Source organism: Prolinoborus fasciculus, assembly GCF_056724605.1.
In genome coordinates this window covers 1-26,152 of record NZ_JBWZQN010000050.1, presented here as the reverse complement: position 1 = coordinate 26,152, position 26,152 = coordinate 1, and the positions used below count along the sequence as shown (strand labels likewise).

27 protein-coding genes are annotated in these 26,152 nt (G+C 43.5%); 17 read left to right on the top strand and 10 right to left on the bottom strand.

Features of this window, described 5'->3' with window-relative positions:
* Positions 1 to 330: 330 nt before the first annotated feature.
* Complete coding sequence (locus AC1P5O_RS12040; RefSeq protein ID WP_004280976.1) at positions 331 to 1,251, bottom strand: Dyp-type peroxidase; 921 nt, start codon at positions 1,249 to 1,251, stop codon at positions 331 to 333.
* A gap of 160 nt (positions 1,252 to 1,411) precedes the next feature.
* Here AC1P5O_RS12040 and AC1P5O_RS12035 point away from each other — a divergent pair, with 160 nt between their 5' ends.
* Positions 1,412 to 2,032, top strand: a complete 621-nt coding sequence (locus AC1P5O_RS12035; protein WP_004280977.1) for a LysE family transporter — start codon at positions 1,412 to 1,414, stop codon at positions 2,030 to 2,032.
* A gap of 74 nt (positions 2,033 to 2,106) precedes the next feature.
* On the opposite strand, the gene znuB is transcribed toward AC1P5O_RS12035, so the two are convergent.
* From znuB to AC1P5O_RS12020, 3 genes are read right to left on the bottom strand one after another with little or no spacing between them, the layout of a single operon-like run.
* Positions 2,107 to 2,907 carry a zinc ABC transporter permease subunit ZnuB gene (gene znuB, locus AC1P5O_RS12030; protein WP_004280978.1) on the bottom strand — a complete coding sequence of 267 codons (801 nt, stop codon included), beginning with the start codon at positions 2,905 to 2,907 and terminating at the stop codon, positions 2,107 to 2,109.
* A gap of 3 nt (positions 2,908 to 2,910) precedes the next feature.
* Positions 2,911 to 3,693 (bottom strand): zinc ABC transporter ATP-binding protein ZnuC, encoded by a 783-nt coding sequence (gene znuC / locus AC1P5O_RS12025; protein ID WP_039902384.1) that lies wholly within the window; start codon positions 3,691 to 3,693, stop codon positions 2,911 to 2,913.
* Positions 3,675 to 4,172, bottom strand: a complete 498-nt coding sequence (locus AC1P5O_RS12020; RefSeq protein ID WP_004280980.1) for a transcriptional repressor — start codon at positions 4,170 to 4,172, stop codon at positions 3,675 to 3,677. The genes znuC and AC1P5O_RS12020 overlap by 19 nt, the downstream gene beginning before the upstream one ends.
* Positions 4,173 to 4,318: 146 nt before the next feature.
* On the opposite strand from AC1P5O_RS12020, the gene AC1P5O_RS12015 reads away from it, so the two are divergent.
* From AC1P5O_RS12015 to AC1P5O_RS11960, 12 genes are all read left to right on the top strand, one after another.
* On the top strand, positions 4,319 to 5,155 hold the full coding sequence (locus tag AC1P5O_RS12015) for a metal ABC transporter solute-binding protein, Zn/Mn family (RefSeq protein ID WP_004280981.1): 837 nt from the start codon (positions 4,319 to 4,321) through the stop codon (positions 5,153 to 5,155).
* A 174-nt stretch (positions 5,156 to 5,329) separates the two neighbouring features.
* Positions 5,330 to 5,722 carry an ATP synthase subunit I gene (locus tag AC1P5O_RS12010; RefSeq protein ID WP_004280982.1) on the top strand — a complete coding sequence of 131 codons (393 nt, stop codon included), beginning with the start codon at positions 5,330 to 5,332 and terminating at the stop codon, positions 5,720 to 5,722.
* A 110-nt stretch (positions 5,723 to 5,832) separates the two neighbouring features.
* Positions 5,833 to 6,708 (top strand): F0F1 ATP synthase subunit A, encoded by an 876-nt coding sequence (gene atpB / locus AC1P5O_RS12005; protein ID WP_004644859.1) that lies wholly within the window; start codon positions 5,833 to 5,835, stop codon positions 6,706 to 6,708.
* 85 nt (positions 6,709 to 6,793) lie between these two features.
* Entirely contained in the window at positions 6,794 to 7,039 is a 246-nt protein-coding gene (atpE, locus tag AC1P5O_RS12000) for a F0F1 ATP synthase subunit C (protein WP_000424060.1), read from the top strand.
* A gap of 39 nt (positions 7,040 to 7,078) precedes the next feature.
* Positions 7,079 to 7,549 carry a F0F1 ATP synthase subunit B gene (locus tag AC1P5O_RS11995; RefSeq protein WP_004280990.1) on the top strand — a complete coding sequence of 157 codons (471 nt, stop codon included), beginning with the start codon at positions 7,079 to 7,081 and terminating at the stop codon, positions 7,547 to 7,549.
* Positions 7,550 to 7,561: 12 nt separating this feature from the next.
* Entirely contained in the window at positions 7,562 to 8,098 is a 537-nt protein-coding gene (locus AC1P5O_RS11990; protein ID WP_164542974.1) for a F0F1 ATP synthase subunit delta, read from the top strand.
* A 45-nt stretch (positions 8,099 to 8,143) separates the two neighbouring features.
* Positions 8,144 to 9,688, top strand: a complete 1,545-nt coding sequence (gene atpA, locus AC1P5O_RS11985; protein WP_004644861.1) for a F0F1 ATP synthase subunit alpha — start codon at positions 8,144 to 8,146, stop codon at positions 9,686 to 9,688.
* An 88-nt stretch (positions 9,689 to 9,776) separates the two neighbouring features.
* Entirely contained in the window at positions 9,777 to 10,646 is an 870-nt protein-coding gene (atpG, locus tag AC1P5O_RS11980; protein ID WP_004280996.1) for a F0F1 ATP synthase subunit gamma, read from the top strand.
* 26 nt (positions 10,647 to 10,672) lie between these two features.
* Positions 10,673 to 12,067, top strand: a complete 1,395-nt coding sequence (gene atpD / locus AC1P5O_RS11975) for a F0F1 ATP synthase subunit beta (protein WP_004280997.1) — start codon at positions 10,673 to 10,675, stop codon at positions 12,065 to 12,067.
* Between the two features lie 26 nt (positions 12,068 to 12,093).
* Positions 12,094 to 12,513: a F0F1 ATP synthase subunit epsilon gene (locus AC1P5O_RS11970; RefSeq protein WP_064096955.1), complete on the top strand. Its 420-nt coding sequence runs from the start codon at positions 12,094 to 12,096 to the stop codon at positions 12,511 to 12,513.
* Positions 12,514 to 12,594: 81 nt separating this feature from the next.
* The gene (locus AC1P5O_RS11965) at positions 12,595 to 13,272 is read left to right on the top strand and encodes a hypothetical protein (protein ID WP_155857674.1); all 678 of its coding nucleotides are present in this window, start codon (positions 12,595 to 12,597) and stop codon (positions 13,270 to 13,272) included.
* Between the two features lie 302 nt (positions 13,273 to 13,574).
* Complete coding sequence (locus tag AC1P5O_RS11960) at positions 13,575 to 14,951, top strand: NAD-dependent succinate-semialdehyde dehydrogenase (RefSeq protein ID WP_164543295.1); 1,377 nt, start codon at positions 13,575 to 13,577, stop codon at positions 14,949 to 14,951.
* A gap of 41 nt (positions 14,952 to 14,992) precedes the next feature.
* Here AC1P5O_RS11960 and AC1P5O_RS11955 read toward each other — a convergent pair whose 3' ends face one another.
* The 3 genes from AC1P5O_RS11955 to AC1P5O_RS11945 all read right to left on the bottom strand — a co-directional run bounded on the left by AC1P5O_RS11955 (position 14,993) and on the right by AC1P5O_RS11945 (position 17,598).
* On the bottom strand, positions 14,993 to 15,988 hold the full coding sequence (locus tag AC1P5O_RS11955; protein ID WP_153567112.1) for a pirin family protein: 996 nt from the start codon (positions 15,986 to 15,988) through the stop codon (positions 14,993 to 14,995).
* Positions 15,989 to 16,129: 141 nt separating this feature from the next.
* A complete protein-coding gene (locus tag AC1P5O_RS11950) occupies positions 16,130 to 16,729 on the bottom strand; it encodes a PM1805 family lipoprotein (RefSeq protein WP_004644869.1) in 600 nt (199 codons plus the stop codon).
* 323 nt (positions 16,730 to 17,052) lie between these two features.
* Positions 17,053 to 17,598, bottom strand: a complete 546-nt coding sequence (locus tag AC1P5O_RS11945; protein ID WP_153567111.1) for a glutathione peroxidase — start codon at positions 17,596 to 17,598, stop codon at positions 17,053 to 17,055.
* 190 nt (positions 17,599 to 17,788) lie between these two features.
* Here AC1P5O_RS11945 and AC1P5O_RS11940 point away from each other — a divergent pair, with 190 nt between their 5' ends.
* Positions 17,789 to 18,685, top strand: a complete 897-nt coding sequence (locus AC1P5O_RS11940) for a DMT family transporter (RefSeq protein ID WP_164543296.1) — start codon at positions 17,789 to 17,791, stop codon at positions 18,683 to 18,685.
* Between the two features lie 445 nt (positions 18,686 to 19,130).
* Here the strand turns inward: AC1P5O_RS11940 and tsaC are convergent, their stop codons facing one another.
* The 3 genes from tsaC to AC1P5O_RS11925 form a co-directional block, all read right to left on the bottom strand.
* Positions 19,131 to 19,700, bottom strand: coding sequence for an L-threonylcarbamoyladenylate synthase type 1 TsaC (gene tsaC / locus AC1P5O_RS11935; protein WP_121980267.1), 570 nt, complete (start codon positions 19,698 to 19,700; stop codon positions 19,131 to 19,133).
* 41 nt (positions 19,701 to 19,741) lie between these two features.
* On the bottom strand, positions 19,742 to 20,881 hold the full coding sequence (gene dprA / locus AC1P5O_RS11930) for a DNA-processing protein DprA (RefSeq protein ID WP_121980266.1): 1,140 nt from the start codon (positions 20,879 to 20,881) through the stop codon (positions 19,742 to 19,744).
* Between the two features lie 91 nt (positions 20,882 to 20,972).
* On the bottom strand, positions 20,973 to 22,127 hold the full coding sequence (locus tag AC1P5O_RS11925) for a LysM peptidoglycan-binding domain-containing protein (protein ID WP_121980265.1): 1,155 nt from the start codon (positions 22,125 to 22,127) through the stop codon (positions 20,973 to 20,975).
* Between the two features lie 120 nt (positions 22,128 to 22,247).
* Here AC1P5O_RS11925 and def point away from each other — a divergent pair, with 120 nt between their 5' ends.
* The 3 genes from def to AC1P5O_RS11910 all read left to right on the top strand — a co-directional run bounded on the left by def (position 22,248) and on the right by AC1P5O_RS11910 (position 25,384).
* Entirely contained in the window at positions 22,248 to 22,778 is a 531-nt protein-coding gene (gene def / locus AC1P5O_RS11920) for a peptide deformylase (RefSeq protein WP_004644875.1), read from the top strand.
* Between the two features lie 92 nt (positions 22,779 to 22,870).
* Positions 22,871 to 23,281, top strand: a complete 411-nt coding sequence (locus AC1P5O_RS11915) for a DUF2946 family protein (protein WP_004644876.1) — start codon at positions 22,871 to 22,873, stop codon at positions 23,279 to 23,281.
* A gap of 72 nt (positions 23,282 to 23,353) precedes the next feature.
* Positions 23,354 to 25,384 (top strand): TonB-dependent copper receptor, encoded by a 2,031-nt coding sequence (locus AC1P5O_RS11910; RefSeq protein ID WP_164543297.1) that lies wholly within the window; start codon positions 23,354 to 23,356, stop codon positions 25,382 to 25,384.
* Positions 25,385 to 26,152: the final 768 nt, after the last annotated feature.

The following is a 26,152-nucleotide window of genomic DNA, read 5'->3' as shown; positions in this document are numbered from 1 at the left end:
GAGATCCATGCACGTGTAGCAGTCCTTAACAGATTTACGGAATTAGGTCGACCACTTACCCAAGTTACGCCTTAAATTTGGCTCAATTAGGGGCGCTTTGCATTTCAAATCTTTGTGCAACAAAGCCTATATTCTAAAAGAAAAAAAATATTTATATGAAGCAGATGTTAGAGAGTCTAGTGGTAAATTAGAGAAGTATAAATTAATATTAAATTCTGAATTGAAATGTTTGTCATCTACATTAGGGTGTGAAAGTATAAACTCTCAAAAATCACTTAAAAAATAGTTTATTTGATTGCTACATTATTAATGTAGCAATCCTTTTTTCTTTTACCCTTCCAAAACCTCTTCCAGCAACTCCTCACTCGGTGCAAAGTAATAGGCACCATCTAGAGGTGTTACGAAATGAAGCAGACGATCATGAATTCCATCGCCAGAGGTACCAAACATACGTTCTAACATAGCATCGATAATCGTAAGGTCTTTGGTGTAGGCAATAAAGAATAGACCCTGGTCACTACGTCCATCACCATAAGGCAGAGAATGACGTAGGATTTCCATTTCTTCGCCTTCTTCATCTTCCACTACAGTACGTGACACGTGCGCATTTTCAGGTTTGACTTCATCATCCAGCTCAATCGATTCAAGCTTGGTACGACCCATAACCTGTTCCTGAGTATCAACTTTTAGCTTTTTCCATTTTTCCAGGTTATGCGCGTAACGTTGGGCAAAAATAAATGAACCATCTTGGAAAATACCTGAATCTTCACCTAATAATGCGACTTCAGCACGATCATCCGGGAATTGCGGATTTTCAGTTCCATCAATAAAGCCAGTTATGTCACGACCATCAAAATAGCGGAAGCAAACCCGCTCATCCAGCACCTGAACCTGATCCTGAATGCCTTCAAAAAAAGCCTGACTGAGCGCAAAACAGATATCAGCACGGGCACTGGCAATATGAATGATCATATCTGCCGGAACCACTGGCATTTCAAATGAACCATGAATGGGCTCAAGCTGTTTAAAGCCTGCAGGAGCTTGATCATAAAGTTTTGCCCACAGTTCAGGACCAAAAGCCACTGCCGTTTTAATTTGTGCTTGAGGATGTTGCGTAATAAGACGATCACGCGAAGTAAAAAGATGTTCGAGTTGTTCTTTTAATTGTTCAATACTCAAATCTTTAAGACGTAAAACAATAAAACGGGCATGATCTGAAGGAAGTGGCAAGATTACCGATTGGGCTGTCATTCATGGCTCCTGTAAGGATAGATCCTGTTTTTAATGTACATATTGTGCCTGAAGCTAGACAGAGTGAATAGTGCAATGCCTTATATTTAAGCAGGTTTTTAGCCTGATTTTATTAGAAAATTCATATAATATTGGGCAAGTTTTGCTGAGTTAAATATCCATGTCCTATCAAATGTGGTTTGCCTATATGCTGGCCTGCTGGGTGATTAGTGTGTCTCCGGGCGCAGGAGCGATTGCTTCCATGTCGAGTGGACTGAATTATGGTTTTCGGCATGGTTACTGGAATGCGCTGGGCCTGCAACTGGCATTATTGGTACAGATTGCAGTGGTTGCGGCAGGCGTGGGAGTTTTGTTTGCGACAACCCCATGGGCATTTTTAGTGGTGAAATGGTTTGGTGTCGGCTATTTATTGTATTTGGCTATTTTGCAATGGAAAGCACCTGTACAATCTATCGAAATTAAACATGAATTGGCGCGAAAATCGAGAGGGAAACTGGTACTGCATGGTTTCTTGGTTAATATCACTAATCCTAAAGCCATCGTATTTTTACTGGCCGTCTTGCCGCAATTTCTGGATTTGTCTAAGCCACAATGGATTCAGTATTTGATTATGGCTGCGACAATGGTGACGATTGATCTGATTGTGATGGCGGGTTATACCGGATTGGCTGCTAAAGTTTTAAGGCTGCTTAGATCGCCGAAACAACAAAAAGTCATGAACCGGACTTTTGCCGGGTTATTTGCCGGCGCTGCATTTTTATTGAGTTTGGTGCATCAATAAAGAGTCTTTGCTCTCTCCTTAAAGGAGAGAGGCGGAATAGATCATTAGAAAATCATAATGATTTAACAGAAAGATTAATTCAGCTTTTTAAACTTCTGCACACAGAAGATCAGTGCAAATAGCACCGCCATGGTCAGTACAATGGTTAAACCAGTCGAAGTATTGAGACCGGCACTCGACCATAGGCCCACGGTCACCCCAATTTGCGCAATCACGAATGCCCAGATCACCATTTGTTTGGGTGAGTGTGCAAGGAGTCGTGCGGTCAGGGCAGGGATCACCAGTAATGCCCCCATCAAGAGTGAACCGACTGCTTTCAGCGCAAGCACGGTAAACAATGCCAATAACAACATAAAGATCAGGCGTTGCCATTTGGCATTTACACCTTCACTGACCGCCATGTCCGGATCAATTGCGATTTGAATCTGCGCTTGCCAGCTTTTATAGAGAACGGCTAAGGCCAGAATAATCACGATAGCAAAGGTGGGTAAGTCCGTCCAGGAAATCGTCAGTAGATCACCAAATAGATAGCTGAGAAGTTCCGGTCTTAAACTCGGTAAATGCTGAATGAACAATAGACCTGAGCAAAGCAGTGTTGCTGAACACAGCGCCAGCAAGGCATCATTCGGCAGGCGCGGATCATGCAGTACCCACAAAATCCCTACCAATAATAAGGCAATAAAAGTTACACCCATCCACAGCGGTAAACTTAAAGCCCCAGCAATGGCAACACCGAGTAAAGTACCGTGTGCCATAGTGTCAGCAAAAAATGACATACGCCGCCAGAGCATGAGACAGCCCAGCGGTGCAGTCAGAAATACCAATAGCGTTCCCATGATCCATGCAGGTAAAAGGAGTTGTAACCAATCCATCATGGTTTAAGCTTCCGGCTCGGGGTGAATATGAGGGCGTGAATCATGCTGACAGGGGGTGGCAGAATCGCCGTGTGCGCAATGATCATGATGATGCTGATAGAATACCCGGTTAGTACCAAAAATCGCCTGATATTCGGGATGTTGCTGCACGCTTTCCGGCAGCCCACTACAGCAGATATGCTTGTTCAAGCAGACCACACGAGTCGTACCTTGCATCACCCATTGCAGGTCATGTGAAACCATCAGTACGGCACACCCATATTTTTCCGGTAAGTTACGCACATATTCATACAGTTCAGCTTCGGACTGGATGTCTAGACCCTGCATCGGTTCATCGAGAACTAAAATGTCCGGCTGACGTAATAAGGCACGGGCCAGTAGCACCCGCTGACGTTCGCCACCAGACAACTGCTGAACTTTAGAATCTTGCAGTTTACTAATACCGGTATCCCGGATAATTTCGGTTTTAATCTGGGACGGGCACTTTTCTAGTGCTAATAAATCTTTTACCCGTAGCGGTAAGCTATGTGAGGGATTGAATTTTTGCGGCACATAGGAAAATTTGAGTTTGCGCGCAGTTTTGATTTCACCCGATTGTGGTTTCAGTATGCCCAGCATGACTTTAATCAAGGTCGATTTACCAGCACCATTGGGACCAATCAGTGTGACAATTTCTTTCTCTTGTAACGAGAAATCAATGGCTTTTAAGATGTCGCGCTCATCGATTTTGACCCAGATCCTGGAGAGCTGAATCAGGGGAGAGGCACTTAAGCTTTGTTGCGGCACTGCTGACAAATTCCTGAAATTTCGATAATGCTGTGATGTGCCGTGAAGTCGTCAGAGCTGGCCAGTGCATCGAGTTGATCGAGCAGGCCCTGAGCCGACGCTTCTTTGACGGCTTTACATTCGGTACAGATTAAAAAAGCGGCCTGATGCCCTTCACGTGGATGGCAACAGGGAATATAGGCATTGATCGAGGTCAGGCGATGAATCAGCCCTTTGCTTAATAAAAAATCCAGAGTGCGATACACCGTTGGTGGTGCTGCAGGACGATCGCTGGCATTTTTCATTTGTGCCAGCAGATCATAGGCGCCCATCGGACCATGCGCATTCAGAATGAGTTCCAGCACTTCTTTACGTAAAGGTGTAAGGCGTGCGCCGCTTGCTGCACAAAGACTTTCCGCTTCAGCAAGACGTTGTGCGACATTTGGATGGTCGTGCACGCCGTGCAATGCGTTGTGGTGTTCGTGCGAACAGGAACCCATAGTTCACCTCAAGTGCGAAACTGAAAATTAATAGATTTCAAATCTTAACATGAAGCGTTCTGAGTTTCGATTGGGCATAGGTATTTTTGTATTTTTGTTATATTATAACACTTCCTGATTTTATCGTTTTTAAGTGATTTCTACTCATGTTCCGTCTCCTTGCAATCAGTCTGCTGGCATTGTTCAGTACACTCAGTTGGTCACAAAGTCTGGTGGTGTCTACGCAGCCGATCTATCTGATTGCCAAGAAAATTACCCAAGGTGTGGAACAGCCGACTTTATTGCTGGCCAACCAAAGTGGACATGATGTGAGTCTGACTCCGGCGCATCGAAAAACTATTCAGAATGCAGGTCTGGTGATCTGGCTGGGTCAGGCGCATGAAGCACCCTTGGCCAAAGTGCTGAATGAAAGTAATAAAGGCATTGCACTGTTAGACTCGGGGATATTGACCACCTTGCCGATGCGTAATCCGCGTGGCGAGGCCTTAAAAAATACGGTAGACACGCATGTCTGGCTCGATCCGAATAATGCAGTGCGGATTGGTTTCTTTATTGCGGCGCTACGTTCGCAGCAATTGCCGGAGCATCGTGAACGCTACTGGAAAAATGCCCGTGACTTTGCACAAAACATGTTTGCGACGGCCCAGCGTTATAGTTCAAGCAACAAAGCCAAACCTTATTGGTCTTATCACGATGCCTACCAGTATCTGGAACGCCCGTTAAATTTAAAATTTATGGGTGCGCTGACCGATGATCCGCATGTTTCGCCAACCGTAGCCCAAATCAAGTTTTTACAGGATCATCGTCCACAGCGCAAAATGTGTCTGCTGGCCGAAGGTCATGCCAGTGAAAACCAGTACCGCAAACTCAATCCGGTACTGTTCCAGCATGTCGATGAAAGCATGAGCGGGGCAGGGGACTTTGTGCAGGCTTGGCAGCAATTGGCCGCCGAAACCCAGAAATGTGTACTAAATGCACGCTAATGATTTAAAAAATAGACAGATTTTGATTAGTTTAACAGCAGTGACCCGATTTAAAAAAACACGACTAAGGTCGGGAAAAGATTGCATGTTCAGGGGTGTAACTCTATAATGCCTGCGATTAAAAATAATCACCTGTTAAACTTGTCAAGCATGATTGCTGTGAGTGAATAAATAATGAGCCGAACTAGTCGCTTGATTGACCGACGATTAGCGAAAGCTTTGGTCCTCCTGCAAGCCTGTATGATCCCTGTTTCAGCCTTGATCGGCTGGGTCGTGAAAGACTCAACCGCAGCCTTGAGTGCAGCATTAGGTGCACTGGTATGTTGGCTCGCGACTTGTTATTTTTCGTGGCAATCGTTTCGAGCAGCAGGAGCCCGCGCGTCTAAACAAGTTCTTTCGAACATGTATAAAGGCTTGATGGGAAAGTTTGCCATTGTGATTGTTGGTTTCATTTTAATTTTAAGCAATGTTAAACCGTTGTCAGCGGTGGCGTTGTTTTGTGGTTTTATACTTGTTCAAGCCATGTCGTGGGTCGCTCCGTTTTGGGCGTCACGTCTACAAAAATGAGTATAAGCACAACAAGAAATTGAAAAGTTTTTCAGGAGCAGGCGAGATATCAAGCAGCACGCGATATTCGTTTGTTCTATTAGTTTTTTGACATTGACCAGGTGTGATTTATGGCTGCTGAAGAACATGCCCTTACTTCGACCGAGTATATCAAGCATCACTTGACCAACATGACCTATGGCAAAATGCCGGACGGTACGTGGAAATTGGCCGAAAGCGGTGCTGAAGCTCAACAGATGGGGTTCACTGCTATTCACTTGGATTCAATGGGTTGGTCTATCGGACTGGGTCTGATTTTCTGTTTGTTGTTCTGGTTGGTTGCGAAAGCGGCTAATGCTGGTGTTCCTACCAAGTTCCAGTCTGCAATTGAAATGATTATCGAGTTTGTAGATTCAAGTGTACGTGATACCTTCCACGGGAAGTCTCGATTAATTGCACCCTTAGCATTAACCATTTTCGTGTGGATTTTCCTCATGAACTTGATGGATTTGATCCCTGTTGACTTTATTCCTTATGTAGCTCAACACGCGATTGCTTCTATGCTGGGTGTAGACCCTCATCAGGTTTACTTTAAAATTGTTCCGACTACAGATCCAAACATTACCCTCGGTATGTCTATTTCTGTATTCTTCTTAATTATTTTCTATAGTATTCGTGAGAAAGGTGTTGGCGGCTTCGTTGGTGAGTTAGCACTGAACCCATTTAACCCAAGTAATCCAGTTGCTAAAGTGCTTTTAATTCCATTCAACTTATTGTTGGAATTGACTACTTTCTTGGCGCGACCAGTTTCATTGGCTCTACGACTGTTCGGTAACATGTATGCGGGTGAGTTAATCTTCATTCTTATCGCGTTATTACCGTTCTGGATCCAGTGGGCGTTGTCTGTGCCTTGGGCGATTTTCCACATTTTGATTATTACGCTACAAGCATTCATTTTCATGATGTTGACTATCGTGTACATGAGTATGGCAAGCGAAAAGCATTAATGGTATTGCCTAACTGTCAACGGATGGTTGGGCACACAATTTTTTAACTTAATTTGGTATAAAACCTAACCTCTGAGGAATTATCATGGAACTCACTTTAGGTCTAGTTGCAATTGCATCTGCTATCTTGATCGCTTTCGGTGCTTTAGGTACTGCGATTGGTTTTGGTCTTCTAGGCGGCCGTTTCCTTGAAGCTGTAGCTCGTCAACCAGAATTGGCTCCACAACTTCAAACTCGTATGTTCTTAATCGCGGGTCTTCTTGATGCTGTGCCTATGATCGGTGTTGGTATTGGCTTGTTCTTCATCTTCGCTAATCCATTTGTAGGTTAATCAGCTTAATTCCGAAATTCACTATTTGAGGAATTTGCAATGAATATCAACCTCACATTGTTTGGCCAAGCGATTGCGTTTGCGATTTTTGTCGCATTCTGCATGAAGTTTGTATGGCCACCACTAATCAATGCGATTAGTGAACGTCAGCGTAAAATCGCTGATGGCTTAAATGCTGCTGAAAAAGCGAAGGCTGACCTTGCAGATGCGCAAGCACAAGTGAAAGCTGAGTTAGACGCGGCAAAAGCACAAGCGGCTCAATTGATCGAACAAGCGAACCGTCGTGGTGCACAATTGATCGAAGAAGCGCGTACCCAAGCTGCGGCTGAAGGTGAGCGTATTCGTCAACAGGCTAAAGAAGCTGTTGATACTGAAATCAATGCTGCTCGCGAAGAATTGCGTCAACAAGTGGCTGCTCTTGCAGTAACTGGTGCTGAGAAAATTCTTAGCCAGCAAGTTGATGCAGAAGCTCACAATGCCATGCTGACTCAGCTGGCTGCTAAACTTTAAGAGAGGCGGATTATGGCTGAACTCTTGACGTTGGCACGCCCATACGCTAAAGCAGCATTTGCTTACGCTTCTGAGCAAAGTGCAACTGACTCTTGGTCAACAGCACTTGAATTGCTCAGTGCTGTGGTGCAAGACGAAGCATTTTCAGCTTATCTAAATCGCCCTGAGCTTACACCTGCTGAGCAGGTGGCTCTTTTTGCGAAAGTTTTAGGTGAAGACCAAACTGCAGCAGTGTCTAACTTCCTGACATTGCTTGCAGAGAATAACCGTTTGGTTCTTCTTCCTGAGATTGCAGCAGAATATGAGCAGCTTAAATCACAGAATAACAATACTGTGGATGTAGTGATTGAATCTGCATTCCCATTAACTTCAGTACAAGAACAATTACTTGCGCATGCATTAGAGAAGAAATTCGAAGCTGCCGTAAATGTTTCTGTAGAAGTTAACCCAGCGCTGATTGCTGGTGTAGTTATTCGTGCAGGCGACCAAGTGATAGATGATTCTGCGCTTAACAAGCTTGAAAAAATGCGTACTCGTCTTCTTGCTTAATTGCATTTAGAAGACTGAACTTTAAAAAGATTGAGGTATAGCGCAATGCAACAACTGAATCCATCCGAGATCAGTGCGCTCATTAAACAGCGTATCGGCGATCTGGACACCAGCGCAACCGCTAAGAACGAAGGAACCATTGTTATGGTTTCCGACGGTATTGTGCGTATTCACGGCTTAGCTGACGCTATGTACGGTGAAATGATCGAATTCGACGGCGGCCTTTACGGTATGGCACTGAACCTAGAACAGGATTCAGTGGGCGTCGTTGTTTTAGGTAACTACTTAAGCCTTCAAGAAGGTCAAAAAGCGCGTTGCACAGGTCGTGTATTAGAAGTTCCGGTTGGTCCAGAACTTTTAGGCCGTGTAGTAGATGCTTTGGGTAACCCGATTGATGGTAAAGGCCCTATTGATGCAAAATTAACTGATGCTGTTGAAAAAGTAGCACCAGGCGTAATTTGGCGTCAATCAGTGGATCAGCCTGTACAAACTGGTTATAAATCAGTAGATACAATGATCCCTGTAGGCCGTGGTCAACGTGAGTTGATCATTGGTGACCGTCAAACTGGTAAAACAGCAATGGCGATCGACGCGATCATCGCTCAGAAAAACTCTGGCATTAAATGTGTATACGTAGCAATCGGTCAAAAACAATCGACTATCGCTAACGTGGTACGCAAGCTAGAAGAAACTGGCGCTATGGCGTATACAACTGTTGTAGCTGCAGCTGCAGCTGATCCAGCAGCAATGCTGTATCTAGCTCCGTACTCTGGCTGTACAATGGGCGAATACTTCCGTGACCGCGGTGAAGATGCGTTAATCATTTATGATGACTTGTCTAAGCAAGCTGTTGCTTACCGTCAAATTTCATTGCTTTTACGCCGTCCACCAGGTCGTGAAGCGTATCCAGGTGACGTGTTCTATCTACACTCGCGTCTACTTGAACGTGCTTCTCGTGTATCTGCTGACTACGTTGAGAAATTCACTAACGGTGAAGTTAAAGGCCAAACTGGTTCATTAACTGCATTGCCGATTATTGAAACTCAAGCGGGTGACGTATCTGCATTCGTACCAACCAACGTAATTTCGATTACTGATGGTCAGATCTTCCTTGAAACATCATTATTCAACGCAGGTATTCGTCCTGCTGTGAACGCGGGTATCTCTGTATCTCGTGTTGGTGGTTCAGCGCAAACTAAGATCATCAAGAAATTGTCTGGTGGTATCCGTACTGCTTTGGCGCAATACCGTGAATTGGCAGCATTTGCTCAGTTCGCTTCTGATCTTGACGAAGCAACTCGTAAGCAACTTGAACATGGTCAACGTGTAACTGAGTTAATGAAGCAAAAACAATATGCTCCTTACTCAATTGCTGACCAGGCTGTTTCAATTTATGCATCTAACGAAGGCTACATGGCTGACGTAGACGTTAAGAAAATCGTAGACTTTGATGCTGCGTTGATTTCTTACTTCCGTTCAGAACATGCTGCGTTAATGCAACAAATCGATGCCTCTGGTGATTACAACAAAGACATCGAAGCTGCAATCAAAGCAGGTATTGAAAGCTTTAAAGCGACTCAAACTTACTAATTTAGCAACTTGCTAGATTAGTGTTGGTTTGGTTCACGGAATCAACCTTCGGAAGCTCGCAAGGGCTTTCGAATACTAGGTTAAGCGTATGGCAAATTTAAAAGAAATTCGCGCCAAAGTAGCTAGTATCAAGAGCACGCAAAAGATTACTCGAGCGATGCAAATGGTAGCAGCTTCTAAGATGCGTCGTGCGCAAGAGCGCATGGCTCAAGGCCGTCCGTATGCCGAAAATATGCACCGTGTAATTGCTCATTTGGTCCAAGCGAACCCTGAATACAAACACCGTTATATGGTTGAACGCCCGGTTAAGCGCGTTGGCTATATCATTGTGTCTTCAGATCGTGGCCTTGCTGGTGGTTTGAACATTAACTTGTTCAAGAAAGTGGTTAAACACGTTCAACAGCAACAAGAGCAGTCAATTGAAGTTCAATTTGCTTTAATTGGTCAAAAAGCGGTTTCGTTTTTTAAAAACTACGGCGGTAAAGTGCTTGGGGCGACGACGCAAGTCGGTGATACTCCAAGTCTTGAGCAGTTATCTGGTTCTGTACAGGTGATGTTGGATGCTTATGATAAAGGCGAGTTAGATCGTATTTATCTAGTGTCAAACGGCTTTGTCAATGCCATGACTCAAAATCAAAAGATCGAACAACTTGTTCCTTTGGCTGCTGCTGAAGAAGACAAGACTCTTAACCGTCAATACGGTTGGGATTATATCTACGAGCCTGAAGCTGAAGAGCTTTTAAATGGCTTATTGGTTCGCTATATCGAGTCTGTGGTGTATCAAGGTGTGATTGAAAACATCGCATGTGAGCAGTCTGCACGTATGGTCGCTATGAAAGCAGCGACAGACAACGCAGGCGAGATCATTAAGAGCCTGCAACTTATTTATAACAAGCTGCGTCAAGCCGCGATTACTCAGGAAATTTCTGAGATCGTTGGTGGTGCCGCTGCCGTTTAACATTATTTTGAATTGAGGAGACAGCAATGAATAGCGGTCGTATCATTCAGATCATCGGCGCGGTTATCGACGTCGAGTTTGAACGCAACAGCGTTCCTAAGATCTATGACGCTCTCCAAGTAGATGGTACTGAAACTACTTTAGAAGTTCAGCAACAGCTTGGTGATGGCGTAGTTCGTACTATTGCAATGGGTTCTACTGAAGGCCTTAAGCGTGGTTTGAACGTAGTTAACACTGGCGCGCCGATTTCTGTACCTGTAGGTACAGCGACTCTAGGCCGTATCATGGACGTTCTTGGTCGCCCGATCGACGAAGCTGGTCCTGTTGCGACTGAAGCGCGTTTACCAATTCACCGCTCTGCACCTTCTTATGCAGAACAAGCAGCTTCTACTGACCTTCTAGAAACTGGTATTAAAGTCATCGACTTGCTATGCCCGTTTGCGAAAGGTGGTAAAGTTGGTCTGTTCGGTGGTGCCGGTGTTGGTAAAACTGTAAACATGATGGAATTGATCAACAACATCGCGAAAGCTCACTCAGGTTTATCTGTGTTTGCTGGTGTTGGTGAGCGTACTCGTGAAGGTAATGACTTCTATCACGAAATGAAAGATTCTAACGTTCTAGACAAAGTAGCAATGGTCTACGGTCAGATGAACGAGCCACCGGGTAACCGTTTACGCGTAGCGTTGACTGGTTTGACCATGGCTGAATATTTCCGTGACGAGAAAGACGAAAACGGTAAAGGCCGTGACGTACTATTGTTCGTAGATAACATCTATCGTTATACACTAGCGGGTACTGAAGTATCAGCACTTCTAGGTCGTATGCCATCTGCAGTAGGTTACCAGCCTACACTTGCAGAAGAGATGGGTGTTCTTCAAGAACGTATTACATCGACTAAGTCTGGTTCTATTACGTCAATCCAAGCGGTATACGTACCTGCCGATGACTTGACAGATCCATCGCCTGCTACAACGTTTGCTCACTTAGACGCAACTGTTGTATTGAGCCGTGACATCGCATCTTCTGGTATTTACCCAGCGATCGATCCACTAGACTCAACTTCACGCCAATTAGATCCGTTAGTTGTTGGTCAAGAGCATTATGAAATTGCACGTTCTGTACAGAACGTATTGCAACGTTATAAAGAGCTTAAAGACATCATCGCGATTCTTGGTATGGACGAGCTTGCTGAAGAAGATAAACTGGTTGTTTACCGTGCGCGTAAAATCCAGCGTTTCTTCTCTCAACCGTTCCACGTAGCTGAAGTCTTTACTGGTGCTCCTGGTAAATTAGTATCTCTTAAAGAAACGATTCGTGGCTTTAAAGGTCTTCTAGCTGGTGAATACGATCACATCCCAGAACAAGCGTTCTACATGGTTGGTGGTATTGACGAAGTGATTGCTAAAGCTGAGAAACTTTAATTAGTTCCCTAATTTAGGAGATTCTCATGGCGACTATGCAATGTGACGTTGTAAGTGTTCAAGAGTCTTTGTACTCAGGCACTGTAACTATGCTAATTGCTAAAGGTGCTGGCGGTGAGTTAGGTATTATGCCTGGTCACGCTCCGCTGGTAACTTTGCTCCAACCTGGCGCGATCCGCGTTATTTTGGAAAACGGTACAGAAGAATTAATTTATGTATCTGGTGGTGTTCTAGAAGTTCAACCGCATGTTGTTACGGTTCTTGCAGATACTGCAGTCCGTGCAGAAAACTTAGATGAAGCTGCAATTATTGAAGCGCGTAAACACGCTGAACAATTGCTAGCAAATCAAAAGGGCGATTTGGACGCTGCTGCTGCTTTGGCTGCTCTTGCAGAAACTGCTGCTCAGCTGGAAACGATCCGCAAAATCAAAAACCGCGCTCAATAAGAGACGGTTTGAGATTGAAAAAACCACCCGAAAGGGTGGTTTTTTTATGATATATATAATTAATAATAAAAGGGGTTAGCATTGAAGAAATTTTCAGAACGAAGTCTTTATAGAAAAGTGCTTTCTATGTTCTTACTTATTTTTTCTTATACAGTATTGATTGCAATTGTTTTTATTTTACCAATGTCCATTGATCGGGGAGCAGCTTTAGCTTCTTGTCTAAGTTTTGGGGCAACTTTATATGCTGCTATAGTTGCATATCTTTTATTAGATATGTGGAAGCAAGAACATAAAGCGAGTTATTTTAGTGATTTGGGAAAAAATTTAATTAATCATTTAAAAATACTGCATGGCGAAGTTTTGTACCTCTCACCGTTTCAATCGGAGATAAGAACTTTTCAAAATAGTAAGAGAGCTGATAAATATAATTTAATTGAAGAACATAAAAAACAGATTTTTAGTAAAGTAGCAACTATAAATTTATGCTTAGATCAATTAATGCATGAAGGTTTATTCTATCTAAAGGTTATAGAAAATGAATTATTAAAAAAATCTTTGCTAGATTTTCATGAGCAAATTAATAGTTTATTTATTGAGATTACAAATAAAATTAATGAAAATGGCGATGTGCCTACTAATGAAATTCTACTTTTTCTGGAGGGAGTAAATGCAAATTTTATGAAAATTTCAGATGATTATATTGGAGAAATTATAAATTTGATTAAAAGTGATTCATTTCTAGAAAACCATATAAAGTGACATCTTCTAGTATTAATCCATATTAAGTAATTTATTAAATTCCACATAAAATTTAAGAGGAATATATTTAGAAATTAGATTTATGGAAAAGTTTCTATCTTCCCCATGTACTCTTATGTTATTTGTACCACTCGATATAACTTTTACCCTTTCTCAGTAATGTTTTGAACCAATCTGTAAGCAGACACACGCCATAAAAAAATCAATGATAAGTTAAATAATTCGAACAGATACTCGTTTGTTATAACTTGATGCGATTGGGTTTTGAACAGGCGGAACTTATAATTGAAAAAGGGAAAATCATGGCTTATCAATCTATTAATCCATTTACCAATCAAAAATTGAAAGACTACCCATCCCATAGTGATCAAGATATTCAAAATGCACTTGATGCAGCAGAACAAATCCTAAAGTCAGACTGGTCACAACAGGTCGATACTCGTATTGAAGTACTGCGCAAATTGGCCAGCAATATGCGAGAGCAAAAATCTGAACTGGCCAAGCTCATGACGCTGGATATGGGGAAACTGATCAAGCAGAGTGAAGGTGAAATCGAAACCTGCGCCAAAATTGCAGAATATTATGCGGATCATGCCAAAGAATTTTTAGCACCGGTGTCCTATGAAACGGAACTGGGAGAAGCCTGGGTTGAGCATCATCCACTGGGTATTATCATGGCGGTTGAACCGTGGAATTTCCCGTTTTATCAACTGATGCGTGTCTTTGCGCCGAACTGTGCGATTGGTAATCCGGTTCTGGCAAAACATGCCGGCATTGTGCCGCAATGTGCCGAAGCCTTTGAGCAACTGGTCTTGGATACAGGCGCACCCAAAGGTGTCTGGACCAATCTGTTTATCAGCAGTGATCAGGTCGCTGAAGTAATTGCAGACAAGCGTGTGCGGGGTGTAGCACTGACAGGTTCAGAAGGTGCGGGCAGTGCAGTCGCTGAACAGGCCGGAAAACATCTTAAAAAATCAACGCTGGAACTGGGCGGTAATGATGTATTCATCGTACTCGATGATGCAGATCTGGAACGCGCGATCAAGTTAGGCTGTCAGGCGCGTGTCAATAATGCCGGGCAGGTATGTACGGCGGCGAAGCGATTTATCTTGCATGAAAAAATTGCCGAACAATTCAAGGCCGGCATGCTGAAAGCTTTTGAACAGTTAAAACTGGGTGATCCGCTCGATCCTGAAACCACTTTAGGACCGCTGTCTTCAAAAGATGCGCTGGAAAAACTCAGCGAGCAGGTCGAAAAGGCCGTAGCGCAAGGTGCGACCGTAGTTACTGGCGGTAAGGCTGTAGAACATCAAGGCAATTTCTATGCGCCAACTATTCTGGAAAATATCACGCGTGAAAATGAAGCCTGGTATGAAGAATTCTTTGGCCCGGTGGCACAAATCTATGTGGCGAAGGATGATGATGAAATTGTCGAAATTGCCAATGATTCTAATTATGGCTTAGGTGGCGTGATTCATTCACAGGATATCGAGCGTGCTAAAAAACTGGCGTCACGGGTAGAAACTGGCATGATCTGGATCAACTGGTTTACTGACACCACGCCCGAATTGCCATTTGGTGGAATCAAAAATTCCGGTTATGGGCATGAACTGTCGATTGATGGTTTTAAAGAGTTTGTGCAGAAGAAACTGGTCGTCGTCAAAAGCCCGAAAAAATAATATGAGCTGATCCGATATCAAATAAGCCACTATTCAGTGGCTTATTTGTCTGGATATTCTTCACATTTGCCGCCTTCATAACTGGCAAAGCGCGGATGTTCTGGTGGAAATGACGGTTCAGCACTTGGCCAAGGCCAGCCACCAAACTGGGTTTCGCGATAACGGCGAAAAGCAGTATCCAGTTCTTGAGCACTATTCAGAACAAAAGGCCCATGCATAGCCACCGGTGCACCGATCGGTTCACCTTCTAGCCATAAAATATGCGATTCCAGTAAACTGCCTTTGAGGTGAATGTCCTGATCTGGTTTCAGTTCTACCAGATGCTTGACCTGTATTTTCTGTCCTTCAAGCTCCAAGCTTCTACCTTGATAAAAATAACAAAAACGCGTTGCAGTAGCAGTGGTTGCAGGAATGATTAATTCTGCTTCTGGCTTTAAAGTGATTAAATAAATATTGAGCTGATTCTCTGGCATGGCTGCCCATGAATGTGGTGGCCGATCCAGTGCCTGAGTCTGTTTAAACTGCCCTGAAATGACCCGGATATCCGCTTTACGTCCGGCCGCATCGGCTGAAAATACATGTGGAATTTGTTCACGCCACAACATTTTATAATCAGCTGGCTGTTTTTTCTGTTCCGGTGAGGAATTCAGCCAGATTTGAAACAGCTCCAGAGGATTGTCCTGATCCTGATGGACTAAAGGAAACATCTCGCAATGCTGTACCCCATTGCCGGTAGTCAGCCATTGCACATCACCCGCGCCATAACGTCCCGAGTTTCCCAGCGAGTCAAAATGATCGACATAACCGCGCTCGACAATGGTAATGGTTTCAAAGCCAGTATGCGGATGCTCCGGAAAGCCGGGAATGCTCTCGCCATAATACATGTCATATTCATGCTGTTGCGGAGGGGAAACAGGTCCTAATTCTGCATTGCCTTGCGGATAATGATCTTGATGATGAACGGTAAAAATAAAAGGATCTTTCAGATCAAGCCGGGATGTGACAGGAACTACAGAATACAGCACTGAATTCGACATGATTGAACTCCTGATGATCTGATTAGATGAAAATTCCTGATCTAAATATAATTTTTATAATTCATAACAGTGTATAGCCTGCAAGGCGATTGAAGAAGATGTGTTTCGATCAATCGCCTCAAAATGAGATTTTTAGGTATTTTAAGTATTGTCCTGATCAGTATTGCTCTCTGATTCCTGATCTGGATTCTGGATCAGCAAGCCTGCCAGTTTGACCATTTCGGATTGCACATTGACCATCTGCGATTCAATCTTTTTCAAGTTCACTTGGCTGAAATCTACCTGGCCGTTTAAAAGAGGAGAAGCCAGAACCTGCTGATTGGCAGTCATGATGTTGTCACGAATCTGGTCAATTTCTTGGCTTTTCAAGTTCAGGTTGCCCAGCACCTGATTAAAACTGCTGAGTTGCTGTTGAAGCTGGGTTGCGGTGGACTGCAATTGCTGGGTATCTTTGGCTTCGACCGCCGTTTGCAGTTCAGTCTGGGTTTGTTTTAACTGTTCGACATAACTGCCGGCCTTGAGCTGCAAGTCGGCTACATCACGAACCATATAAAACATATTGCCCGATTTAAGCTCGGTTTGCGCTGTTGAGCTCTGTTGCTGAGAGGCTGGTTCCAGATCTGAGGTCGTGGTATCTGCCTGTTCAGCCGGTGCTTCGACAGCCTGATCACAGCCCATCAGTAAAATTCCAGAGCTAAATAATGCGAAAGGAAGGACAGCATTGGCAAGAATCTTGGACATGGAATCAGGGTCTCGATACAGGTGATGGAATTTTAATAGTATCTAATATAAGGACAAACTATGGAGATAAAAAAGATTGTTGCAAACTCATAACAATTCTTCTGGGTTCCGAATATTTCATTATTTAAAAACAGGAAAAGTTTATTAAAAGCTGGTAAAGAAGTACTTTGTTCTCACCGAATTGGCTTTTTTAGCCTGCAATTACTTTAAAGATATGTCCGGTGAATCTCAATTTAGCTAAATAGCAGTTTTGAAAAAAATAAGTATCTACCAAGAAAATAGATACTTATTTCAAGCTTGATGCTTATGAGAATAATCGAGAATTATTTTGCAAGTTCTGCATTCACTGCATCGACAATCCGTGGATCATCCGCAGTGATGTCTGGTGCAAAACGCGCCACTACTTCACCATTTTTATTGATCAGGAATTTTTCAAAGTTCCAGAGTACTTCTGGTGGCTGGTTTGGGGTTAGGCCATAATCGACCAGATCTTTCCACCAAGGACCTTCACCGATACGTTCCGGTACAGCCTGCGTAAGGGTGGTATATAAAGGATGCTTGTCTTCACCCGCGACAGAGATTTTAGCAAATAGCGGGAAGTCGACTTTATAATTCACTGAACAGAATTCCTGAATCTCGGCTTCGCTACCCGGTTCCTGTTCCAAAAAGTTATTGGCAGGGAAGCCAAGAATTTCCAAACCTTCCGCTTTTTTGTCCTGATACAGTTTTTGTAAGCCTTCATATTGCGGCGTCAAGCCACATTTAGATGCGACGTTAACCACCAGCAAAACCTTACCCTGGTAATGGTTTAAAGTGGTTTCTGTTCCTTCAATAGTTTTGACTGGAATGTCATATACAGAGCGAGTCATTAGATTTCCTGTTTATTGCGACTGAACGGTATTTGTTTTAACGGGTATTCGCTTTCAGCACAAGTAGAAACAGGTGAGCTCAGTTACTTAAAGCTGCAAATTGCCTCAATATTATGTGAAAAATCTATTATGCTAGGATGCGCGAATAGGCATAGCTTAATAACAAGACCAGCGACTCATGGATGAAAGTATGACACAGCAACAAAAGGTAGTCTGGTGGGCCATGGCCTTACCACTGGCCGCAGTTTTGATTTGGTCTCTGAATATGACGGTTACCCGTTATGTGGCAGATTATATTTCTCCCATCAGTATTAGTTTCTACCGCTGGGCCTTGGCCTTACTGATTTTAACTCCATTCATGTTGTCCAAAGTCAAAGCCGCCTGGCCGGAAATTCGTCCATATCTCGGACATTTTGCTGTTTTGAGTGTGCTGGGAATGGTGCTGTATCAGGGACTGGCCTATAGCTCGGCACACTACACTACTGCGACCAATATGGGCCTGATCAATGCCTTTATTCCAATTTTTACCATTATCGTGGGTATTTTTGTTTTAAAGATTCGCCCGACACAGGCTGCAGTGCTAGGGAGTCTTCTGTCCTTTATTGGCTTGATGTATGTCATGGCGCAAGGGCAGGGTCTGCAGTTCTTAAGCGTAGGTGAAAGCTATATTGGCGATCTGTTGATGTTGATCGCAGTATTTTTCTATGCCTGTTATGGCGTGTTTCTGAAAAAATGGCAGATTCAGATTCCACTCTTAGTGAGCCTGTATATTCAGATTTTTATGGCCTTTCTCTATCATATTCCTTTGGTATTGATTTTAGGTCTGGACAGCATCAATCATGCTAATGCAGCCAGCATTATCTATGCCGGAATTTTCCCATCCATTGCCGCGCCGTTATTCTGGATGATGGCTGTGCAGCAACTTGGTCCCAATCGCAGCAGTATTTTTATGAATCTGATGCCGGTTTTTACTGCAGTAGTCGCATATTTGTGGCTGGGTGAAGCGTGGACCATGTATCACAGTATCGGCGGTGGCATCATTTTACTTGGAATCCTCTGGGCTCAATATCCCGGAAGATCCGCTTAATCAGGAATTAAAAGAGCTAATTAAGAATTTTGTCTGATTAAATATTGAGCGGTTGATCAAAACTTTTTTAATTGAAATCCCCTTTTAAATGCTAATTTTCAAATGTTAAAACAAATAGAAAAATATCGTTTTATTTTAAAAAGAGAATAGAAAGAGCAAGATATTTTGAATATTGGTCAAAAATTGTTTGCTATTAATAGAAAATATGTATTGTTTGATTGTTTTATTGTACTTGTCGTTGTATTCAGTTTCTTTCATAATGCGCCCATCGAGAATGATCAAGCAGGAAAATCCTTGTTTTATCAGACTCCCAGAGATTTTATGAACCCTCTGGATGTGATTTATGCACATCCTTTTTTATGCTCAGCCATCCCTATATGGCTGAGCTTTTTTTTGTCTTAAAACTTTAGTCGGGCTTGAGTGTCCCGACTAAATCAGACAGGACTCAGTCACGAATAACTACACCAGTCACTGCATCAATGATCCGGCTTGGTTGCTGACTTAAACCGAGGTCACCATTTAGATAATTCAGGTTCTGGTCAAAATAGCGGATCGCATCCTGAAGTGAGCGGGCAGGTTCCATGCCGGCAGGGTTGGCACTGGTCGAAACGATAAAACCGCCAAAGGCCTGACACAGTGCCACACAGAGTGGGTGAGTGGTTACACGTACGGCTACTTTAGGATGATGACCTTTAATCCAGTCAGGAATGTCTTTATTTGCAGGAAGTAACCAGGTGGTCGCGCGATCAGCAGGTCTGTCATGGTTCCAGGATTCAATCACTTTTTCACGCATTTCTTCGCTTAAATCCTGCAACAGATGTTCTACCTGTGAAAGATGAGCTGCCAGCAGAATCACGCCTTTTTCAATCGGGCGCTGTTTTAATTCTAAAATCTGATGAAATGCCTGTTCATTATAGGGGTCGCAACCCAAGCCCCAAACAGCCTCTGTAGGATATGCCAAGACTTGTCCATCTTTAAGCCATGCTGCTGCTTCGGCAACAGAGGTAGTGATCATGTGGATACCTTATATCAAACAACAAAGCGCTATTGTGAACCTTATTTGAGAATCCGACAACGTAGATAGAGGCCGGCTTGCTGGGTACAAAAACCGAGTAACTCCAGTTCCATGAGTTGGCTGGTCAAAGCAGATACCTCTTGCTGAACCTGCGTTCCCAGTTGATCCAAACTCTGTCCCACCCAGTCCAGCTGATTATACAGACTGAGCAGATGCGGTGGAATTTGCTGTGATGTTGCTTCAATAACTTTCGTTTTGGTGGTGTTTTCCAAAGCTTGCCATTGCGTGGCCAGCGCCAGTTCTTCGATGACCTGCTGTGGATGGTCAATCAGAATCGCACCTTCACGAATCAGTTGGTGACAGCCCTGGTGATGTTCACTGTAAATATGCCCCGGGATGGCGAATGTGGTCTTGCCTTGTTCCGCTGCCCATTGTGCGGTCAGCAATGAACCGCTTTTCAAGGCGGCTTCTGCCACAATCACCCCGAGGCTTAAGCCACTGACAATTCGGTTACGCCGTGGAAAATGCTGCTGTAAGGGGGGAGTAAATGGCAAAAACTCAGTAATGACCGTACCTCCATGTTCGATGATTTGCTGACGTAGTGTTTGATGGGCAGCAGGGTAGGTCTGTTCAATGCCTGTGCCCATCACTGCAATCGTTCGCCGATGTTGTAATGCGGCCTGATGTGCGGCTTCATCAATCCCTTGTGCCAGGCCACTATTAATATAAAAACCCTGTTCACTCAAATAAAAAGCAAAGTCATAAGCGACTTGCCGGCCGTGCAGACTGGGCTTGCGACTCCCCACAATCGCGATTTGCGGTTGCAGCAATTGATCTGCATGCCCTTGCCCGAACAGGATTGGCGGCTTATGCGCATAATGGCTCAGTTGCTGTGGATATTCGGCATCTGTATGTAAAAGCACAAAGTCACTGTGCAACTGGATCTGCTCAAGACTGCGCTGAAAATGGAGCTGCGACTCACTTGACTGGAAATCTTGCAGGCGCTGAATGTGGTTTTTATGAATGCCCAACTTGCGCCAGGTTTCGGTTTGAGAACCATCAATTGCATGGGCGAGGTCTGCATAATGCTGACTGATTTTATAAAAGCTGCTGAGGGAGTGTTGCAGTAAATACCACAGCGTAATGGCATGGATTTGCGCTGTCGACAATGTATTCAACATGGTGAGACCTATTTCGGTGTCTTCTTATTATGGGTATGAGTTCAAACAGGAGGGATGATGCCGATCAATCCACATCATCCCGTTTAAAAGCTTAGTCTTCTAATAGTGGCGGCTGAATGTTGGCACCAACCTTGATTGGTAATTCACTTTCCAGCACATAAGCGTAGCTCAATTGATCGAAGGTTTTAAATACCATGACCTGACCAATACGCTCGCCCGGCAATTGCACCCGTTCTTTGGTTTTCGGATCAGTCACCACTTCACCTTTTTGATTCACGCTAAAGACATGACCCGTCTGAACCCCATGTGCCGTACCACGGTCAATGGTGACGACACTATGACGTGCTGCTGTACCAATCGACCCCAATACACGCACAATCTGACCACCGGCAGCAATATTTTCTGCATTGGTTGGATAGAACAGCGTCGGTAACATCGGATCGTATTCTGCGAGTACGCGGTCACCGCGACGTACTTCAGCATTGTAACTATCTGTCAGTTCAAGTGTGGTCACATCACCTTCGCCACGAACTGCAATACCAGATGCCACCTGTTGCAGCTCCAGTGCAGCCGTATATTTCTTGCCGTTTGCATCCGTAAATACATACGGTTCCGCTTCACGATACACCGCATAGCGTTGGCCAACTACCAGACCGTGACCACGTGCATAAACTTTCTGGCCTTTGCCAGCCAGTACGCGCTGATCTGCAGTTCCGAGAATGTAGGGTGTGCCCTGAACTGAATCAGGTGCCAGAAGGGTATAGCGTTCCAGCCACTGCTTAATATGTTCAAGCGGAATCACGGGAATCGTATTATTTAAAGATTCAACACGAATCTGGGGTTGCAGAGAAGTACTGCCAAGATAGCGGCTGATAATACCTTCACAACCATCACCTTCGTCTTTACCAATAATCGGACGGCCTTGGTAATCACACATCAGCAGGCGGTCGCCAGGGAAAATCCAGTGTGGATTTTTCACGTGCTTATTACTGGCCCAGATTTCCGGCCAACGTACCGGATTTTTCAGGAAGCGTTTCGAGATATCCCAAAGCGTATCGCCTTTTTTCACCACATAAACGTTCGGTGCATTGGCTTTTAATGCCGGTGGATTGACGTTGCGTGCAGGTGCTGCCTCGGCAGAATGAATGGTCCCCATACTGACGCCGACACAAACGGCAAGTGCCAGCATCTGATTTTTAAACCCCAAGGCACTAAAAAATGGCATGCCCTTCAAAACCTTTTTCATTATCATAATTCCTAAAATTATGTGCGTAGTTGCGTTATAATAACGATCTTACACACATTTTTTTGATGAAGCATTCCCTTCATTTGGTTTTTTGATCAATGGCATAATTGAGGACGCAGTATGGCCTTATTACCTATTTTAAGTTTCCCGGATCCCCGTCTTCGTACCATTGCACAACCTGTCGAAGAAGTGACTGATGAAATTCGTCAGCTCGCTGCGGATATGTTTGAAACCATGTATGAAGCACCAGGTATCGGACTTGCCGCGACTCAGGTGGATCGTCATATTCAGCTGATTGTTATGGATCTGTCTGAAAATAAAGATCAACCGATGGTGTTTATTAACCCCAAAATCACACCATTGACTGAAGAAACGCAGCCCTACGAAGAAGGCTGTCTATCAGTTCCTCAAATATACGATAAAGTTGATCGTCCGTCACGCGTAAAAATTGAGGCAATTAATCTGGAAGGTCAAGCATTTGAGCTCGATGCTGACGGACTTCTCGCTGTGTGTATCCAACATGAAATGGATCACTTAAATGGCAAATTATTTGTCGATTATTTATCGCCATTAAAACGTCAACGTGCACGTGAAAAAGTGGAAAAACTGGTTCGCCAGCGTAATAAAGACAAGGTGGCAGTGAAACGCTAGGATCATTTTAAAGTTTATTTAAATGGTCTAGCAAAGCCCAATTCTGATTGGGCTTTGTTATAATCAACATAAGCATGTTTTAGGAATAGCCTGTGTTTTTACGCGCGGGGCTGCTATTTGCATTTGCAGCTGTGTTTCTACAGATTGCTGTATTTTTACAGCCTTTGTTACCGAAGCAATATCAGGTTGCTCCGGTCTGTGAAACCATCACGCGTGCGCTTTTTATCGCGACAGATGCTCATGCGCAGCATAGCGCTGGCGAGCATAGTCACCTTATCCAATCTGATCATCTTCAACATGATCATCATGATGCCAATCATCAGTGTCAGTACTGTAAGGTTCATGCCAATTTAGTCTTACCACCAGATCTAGACATCAAACAGGTTCTTGATCGGATTCATGTCCGTTTAATTGCCTATCAAAAAACCTTTAAGCATGTCTGGTTTGTCCTTCAGCAACTCTTCTTAATTCCTCAGGGGCGAGCGCCACCACTGCCTGCATAAATCTGCATTTTTCAGCTTGGGTTGGTATTGACTCAAGCCGTGCCTAATTTATGTATTTAGTGAGATAGAGAAATGGCTCAGCCTAAATTTTCTTTACAGCCACTTGCGGCTGCGATTTGTGTTGCTTGTTATTCTTCGATAGTGATGGCCAATGACGCCATGCCGGTTCAGAAATTTGCCCCGATTGTGGTGACGTCAGCATCAGGTAATGATGCCAATGGGCTGATTGTCCGCGCTGATCCAAAACAGCCGATTCAACCGATTCCTGCCAGTGATGGTGCGGATTATTTGCAAAGTATTGTCGGCTTTAGTTCGGTCAATAGCGGTGCCGGCACCAATGGTGATGTCACTTTCCGTGGCATGTTTGGTTCAAGGATAAAAATCCTGACTGATGGCACCGAAAACCTGGGCGCCTGTCCAAGTCGTATGGATTCGCCGACCTCTTATATTTCTCCGGAAAGCTATGACCGTATTTCGGTGATTAAAGGCCCGCAGACGGTTCAATATGCCAATACTGGCTCTGCGGCAACGGTGATTTTCGAACGTACACCGGAACAGTTTGATCAAGATCAAAACTATCGCGGTCAGGCCAGTGTCTTGATGGGTTCTTTCGGACGTCTTGATCATAATGTCGAAGTTGCAGCAGGCGATGATCAGAAATATGTCCGACTCAATACCAATCGTTCGGTATCGAATAGTTATCAAGATGGTGATGGAACCACTGTGCCTTCAGATTGGGAGCGCTGGAATGCGGATGTCGCATTAGGTTGGACACCGGATGAGGATACCTGGGTAGAGCTGACGGGTGGTAAGGCGGATGGTGAAGCGGTTTATGCTGGCCGTGCAATGGATGGTTCCAAGTTCGCACGCGAAAGTCTGGGTTTACGTGTGGAAAAGCACAACGTCACGGATGTGATCCAAAAGATAGAAGCACAAGTGAACTACAACTTTAATGATCATGTCATGGATAATTTTAGTTTGCGCGAGTTCCAGCCTGGAGGAATGATGAGTATGCCAATGGCGACCAATGTGACACGTAAAACATTGAACGCGCGTATGGCAATGACCAATGAGTGGGATAAATTGCAGCTGATTACTGGTATCGATAGTCAGAATAACGAACATACTAAACGTAATGGAAGTCTGATGACGCCGTATCAAACTCAGCCGCGTACTAAAGATATGCAATTCCAGTCTGTGGGGGTTTTTGGAGAATTGAGTTATCAGCTTAGTGATAACAATAAGCTGGTGTCTGGTGTTCGTCTTGATCAGGTCAATGTAGACGCTGTTCAATCTCAACAGGAACGCAATGAAACTTTACCGAGTGCTTTTATTCGTTTTGAAAATCATCATCCCGATCATGACGATGGCAAGACCTATATTGGCCTGGGTTATGTCGAGCGTATGCCGGATTACTGGGAATTATTCAGTCCTAAAACGGGAAATGATAACGTCAATACTTTTGCCAATATTGATATTGAAAAGACATTACAGCTAGATTTTGGTTATCAACATGAGCATGGTCATTTCAACTCATGGGCATCCGCATACGCAGGTTTGATTAATGATTATGTGTTAACGACATATAAACCTACTGGCATGATGGGAATGCTCGAAGCACATACCCGTAATGTCGATGCCATTATCGCTGGTGCAGAAGCTGGAATTGGTTACCAGTTTACTGACCGCCTGCAGGCCGATATCAGCGCCATGTATGCCTGGGGTGAAAACACCACAGATAATACGCCGTTACCACAAATCTCTCCTTTAGAAGCCCGTGTTAACTTGCGCTATGTTCAAGACAAATATAATTTTGGATTGCTATGGCGTGTAGTAGATGGTCAAAACCGGATCAGTCTTAACGAAGGTAATATTGTGGGTTATGACAACAAGCAGAGCGCAGGCTTTGGTATTTTGTCTTTAAACGGTAGCTACCATGTTATGGATAGCGTGGATGTATCAGTCGGAGTCGATAATGTTCTAGACCGGACTTATACCGAGCACTTAAATAAAATGGGTGCTTCCGGGACAGGTTTACCAGCAACCGAGCAGTTTAATAATATGGGACGTAATTACTGGGCACGTGTCAGTATGAAATTCTAATTGTTGCTTAATATTCCAAAAGCCATTGCTAAATAGCAGTGGCTTTTTTAATTTTTAGGGTTGCAATCAATTTTTTCATATTTAAATCGGGCCTATGTATATTGGAAGAAGACCCAATAAAACAAGTTTTGTGTATATAAACGCCAGATTGCTGAAGAATCAAACAAGAATAGAATGTGAATTGAACGATATAAGTCATGTAATAAAGATTTTTATAATTTAAATTAAAATAAAACAATATCTTATTGATTTAGTGGGTAGGTTTTGTTGAAGGTGCTCAATAAAATTCAAAAATAATGAAAATAAATTAACTATATATAACAATTACTTATATTTTTATTGGTTTGAAAAATAAACACACGATAAAAAATCTTTGCAAGAAGTGTTGCAAGGGCTCTGAAATGCTGTAGAATGCACATCCATCGGCGGTGATGAAGATTAAAACTTCTGATAAAACAGTGACTTAGTTAAGTTTGATTGAGTTGGGTTTTATTTGATAAGTTTAAAAATAATCTGAATTACTGGTTGACTTTCTAGAGATAGGGAGTAATATAGCCGACCTAGCTTGCTGATGACGAATTAGCAAGAAGATCATTAAGAGATTATGAAGAACAACTTGTGTGGATTTTTACTGGTTGATCGATCGAAATTATTTTCATTGATTGATGGTAGAAATTACTCGAAGTTTATTTGAGAAATATTTGTCAGAAAATTGATGAGCCAAGATTGGTGCCCTTTAAGGCACTACATAGTATTAAACTGAAGAGT